Source organism: Ochrovirga pacifica, from assembly GCF_000220525.1.
Lineage (GTDB): Bacteria > Bacteroidota > Bacteroidia > Flavobacteriales > Flavobacteriaceae > Ochrovirga > Ochrovirga pacifica.
The window spans coordinates 1-3,620 of sequence record NZ_AFPK01000060.1 but is presented as its reverse complement, the minus strand read 5'-3'; the positions used below and the strand labels follow the sequence as shown (position 1 = coordinate 3,620).

Here is a 3,620-nt window from a genome sequence, read left to right as displayed (position 1 = left end):
TAATTAGAATCGAGATGTTTTTGTTTGGATACATGTTTTAAAGGTAAAACATCTCGACTCCGCTAGATGACCTTGAACTTAGATAGATAGAGTCTTTAGAAAAGACGGGTTTGAATTCCATTAATATTATCTAAAGTTTTTGGAACTTTTAAGTTTAATCCGAGTCTTTGATTTAGCTTTTTAATAAAATGAGCTGATAGTAACACCGACTCAATTTCAATATTTTGGTGTACAAAGAAAGCAATGGATTCAATTCCTTTGTTTGCCCAGCTTTCTATTCTGTCAATCCAATCGTCCAATCTTTGAAAATCTGAGGGGTGATTGGCTCCTACAAAACGAATAAATACTTTGGAACTTGTCAAGCTCATGTGTAGTAAATCTCTTCTTCCAGCAGTATCAGTAATAATGTTGCTAATGTTTTTATCTACATACAATTTGTAGAGCTTTTCCGAAATAATTGGATTGTTAAACCAGTCAGTGTGTCTTAATTCTACAGATAACGGAATTTCTTTAGGCCAGGTTTGTATAAAGTCTTCTAAGTAGTTGAATTCATTGGGAGCAAAGTTCTCATTCATCTGAAGAAAAATGGAGCCTAATTTATGTTTTAGTACAGATACATTGTTCAAATAGTTTTCTACTATTGGATAGCAATTATGGTGTAGTTGGTGGTAATGAGAAATTTCCTGAGGAATTTTTGGATAGAATTTAAAATCAGAGGGTGTTTTATCATACCATTTTTGGAATTGCTCTTCTGGATACAGTTTGTAATAAGTAGCATTTAGTTCAATGCTATTGAATTGAGAACTGTAGTAAGTCAATTCATCTTTGGTTCCTCTAGGGTAAAAATCTTTTAAATCTTGTCTGTTCCACTTTGCACAACCAATGGAGAATTGAGTCTTTCCAATAAAAGATGTATCAAATACATTTTCTGTAAATGAGTGGTCTTTTGGTAGGCTAAAATCTATGTGTTCTGGGTTGGCTACTTTTCCGAATTGCATGTTATCAAAGATAGCGCTTAGATACTAGATTTTAGAGAAGGGAACTTATAATTTGAACTAATGATGCATTAAGGATTGAACGGTTTGTCTGAGCTCTTTTAAATGCTGAAATAATCAGCATTTAAAAAGCGAGTAGTGAAAGCCTGACCCGACTATAGGGAGGGGAATGCCCAAAGAATTGTGCAGCTAGAAGACCTATTTTATGAGTATCTTTGGGATATGTACGGGATAGTGGATTGTAATAGCTTTTATGCATCGTGTGAGCGTGCTTTTAGGCCAGATTTAAAGGGCAAACCGATTGTGGTATTGTCTAACAATGATGGTTGTGTGATTGCGCGTAGTAAGGAGGTGAAAGCGTTTAAAGATATTCCGATGGCGGCTCCTGCTTTTAAGCTGATGGATCAATTTAAGGAGCACGGAATTCATGTGTTTTCATCGAACTATCCGTTGTATGGTGATATGAGTTCTAGGGTGATGCGAATTATTGAGGAGCATGTAGATGAAATTGAGCTGTATTCTATTGATGAAGCTTTTTTTAAGTTGAATGGAAAGACTGCTGAAGAAGCTAAGCGTATTGGAGAGAAAATACAAAAAGAGATTCTAAAGCAATTGGGAATGCCGGTGAGTGTTGGAATTGCAGAGAGTAAGGCGTTGGCTAAAATCGCGAATCGGATTGTGAAAAAGTTCTCGGATAAGTTGGGAAGTGTTTATGTGATTGGAACGGAAGAGCAGCGTATAAAGGCACTCAAATGGATAGCGATTGGAGATGTTTGGGGAATTGGTAGAGGCTTGAAAAAGCAATTGAATGCCATGGGAATTGAAAAGGCCTATGGTTTTACCTTACTATCGGATGAATTGGTGCGTAAGCGTTTTTCTGTGGTAGGATTACGATTGAAAAAAGATTTGGAAGGGAAGCCTACCATGATCTTGGAAAAAGGATTGGACGAGGATCGGAAAATGATTGCAGTGACGAGAAGCTTCCCTAAGGAGTTAAAAGATTTAAGAGCCATAGAAGAACGTATAGCAACGTTTGCCAATAGTTGTGCCGAGAAGTTAAGAACACAGAAAAGCGAATGTTCTAGTGCTTATGTTTTTTTAAGATCGAACCGATTTGGTGAGGAATATGTAAAGTTGAGTGCTGTGGTGCATTTTGGGTTTGAGACCAGTTCGAGCATAACCATTACCAAAGAAGTGATTCAGAAATTAAGAGAAATTTTTAAAGAAGGCTATGCTTATAAAAAAGCTGGGGTTGTGGTGATGGGGTTGAAGCCTGCGAGTAAACATCAAACACGAATGTTCGGAGATGAAAATCCTAAACACCAGTCTTTAATGCATACTGTGGATGCTTTGAACGAAAAATTAGGGAAAGGAAAAATAAAATTAGCAAATCAGGATATTAAAGTGACTTGGAAAATGAGACAGGAACATTTATCTCCTCAGTATACGACCAACTTTAAGGATATTATTAGCGTAAATTGTAGAAAATGAGTTTGACGTTTTACAAATACAAATCAGAAGGATTTGTGGAAGTTCCTTTTGTAGAAGCAGGAATTAAAGCTGGGTTTCCATCTCCGGCAGCGGATTTTGAAGGAAAGCGAATTTCTTTGGACAGAGAGTTGATTAAAAACGAAACAGCTACTTTTTTTGCTAGGGTAGATGGAGATTCTATGGTAGATGCTGGTATGGCAAATGGAGATTTGTTAGTGGTCGATAGAAGTTTGGAACCTCAGGATGGTAAAGTAGCGGTTTGTATGTTGGATGGTGAGTTTACTGTAAAGCGTTTACGAGTTACTAATGAGGGCGTTTATTTGGTTCCCGAAAACTCAACGTTCAAAGAGATCAAGGTAGAAGAAGATCAGGAATTGGTGATTTGGGGGATTGTGACGTATGTGGTGAAGAGTGTTTAGAATCAAAAAAAGAAATAATGAAAAGAAATGAGACAGTAGAACTTTACGAAGCTAAAGGAAAAATAGCAGTTGTAATGGTAAGTGTGTTTTTGATTTGCATTTTAATCTATTTTCTGAAATTGTTTTTTGTAGATGGAGTATATATCTTGTCAGATCGATATGGATATGAGTCAACATATAGGCAAAAAATAGATAGTATATCTATAAAATCAATCGTTAAGACAAAGAATGGTTTAAGTATAGTTTACGATAAAAGAAATCTTTTTGAGGGGTTTGGAGGTTTTGAAAATGATGACGACTTTTATGTTGATATTTCAATGAATACAAATTCAGAAGAAAGTATAAAAACAAAAGTTTCTACCTTGAAATTAAAACAAGGTGATATTCTTTTTAAGAATAGAAATAGTAACATATTTTATGTCTTAAAAGATGGGAAAAAATATGATTTTAAAGTTGATGGTAACAGAAATGATAATGGTGAGTTAGAGAAAATCGTATGGCCTTTGGAGAGGATTAAAAATATACTTGGTAAACAATAGTAATTTTACTAAAATTAGACATGATAAAAGATCTAAGGTGGTGATTTAGAACAATACTTTATGTACGTATACCTGAAATATATAGGAGTTTTGATAAGATTTTTATTTTCAAAAAAAGATAAAAGTATAAGAGATATGTACGAGGAGACTGAAAATGATTTAGATACAAGAATTTC

At 34.8% G+C, this 3,620-nt stretch carries 4 protein-coding genes; 3 read left to right on the top strand and 1 reads right to left on the bottom strand.

Features of this window, described 5'->3' with window-relative positions; translation table 11 throughout:
* Nucleotides 1-95: 95 nt before the first annotated feature.
* Complete coding sequence (locus FS85_RS0110895) at nt 96-998, bottom strand: DUF72 domain-containing protein (RefSeq protein WP_010136317.1); 903 nt, start codon at nt 996-998, stop codon at nt 96-98.
* A gap of 180 nt (nt 999-1,178) precedes the next feature.
* Here FS85_RS0110895 and FS85_RS0110890 point away from each other — a divergent pair, with 180 nt between their 5' ends.
* Genes FS85_RS0110890 through FS85_RS0110880 form a run of 3 tightly spaced genes read left to right on the top strand, consistent with a single transcriptional unit; the run spans nt 1,179 to nt 3,444 of the window.
* Nucleotides 1,179-2,486, top strand: a complete 1,308-nt coding sequence (locus tag FS85_RS0110890; RefSeq protein WP_010136316.1) for a Y-family DNA polymerase — start codon at nt 1,179-1,181, stop codon at nt 2,484-2,486.
* Nucleotides 2,483-2,905: a LexA family protein gene (locus FS85_RS0110885; RefSeq protein ID WP_010136315.1), complete on the top strand. Its 423-nt coding sequence runs from the start codon at nt 2,483-2,485 to the stop codon at nt 2,903-2,905. Before FS85_RS0110890 ends, FS85_RS0110885 begins: the two co-directional genes overlap by 4 nt.
* Nucleotides 2,906-2,922: 17 nt before the next feature.
* Nucleotides 2,923-3,444, top strand: a complete 522-nt coding sequence (locus tag FS85_RS0110880) for a hypothetical protein (RefSeq protein WP_010136314.1) — start codon at nt 2,923-2,925, stop codon at nt 3,442-3,444.
* The last annotated feature ends 176 nt before the right edge of the window (nt 3,445-3,620 follow it).

Excerpts from the sequence above, each read along its gene's own strand:
- FS85_RS0110895 (WP_010136317.1), bottom strand. The coding sequence starts at position 998 with ATGCAATTCGGAAAAGTAGCCAACCCAGAACACATAGATTTTAGCCTA.
- FS85_RS0110885 (WP_010136315.1), top strand. The coding sequence starts at position 2,483 with ATGAGTTTGACGTTTTACAAATACAAATCAGAAGGATTTGTGGAAGTT.
- FS85_RS0110880 (WP_010136314.1), top strand. The coding sequence starts at position 2,923 with ATGAAAAGAAATGAGACAGTAGAACTTTACGAAGCTAAAGGAAAAATA.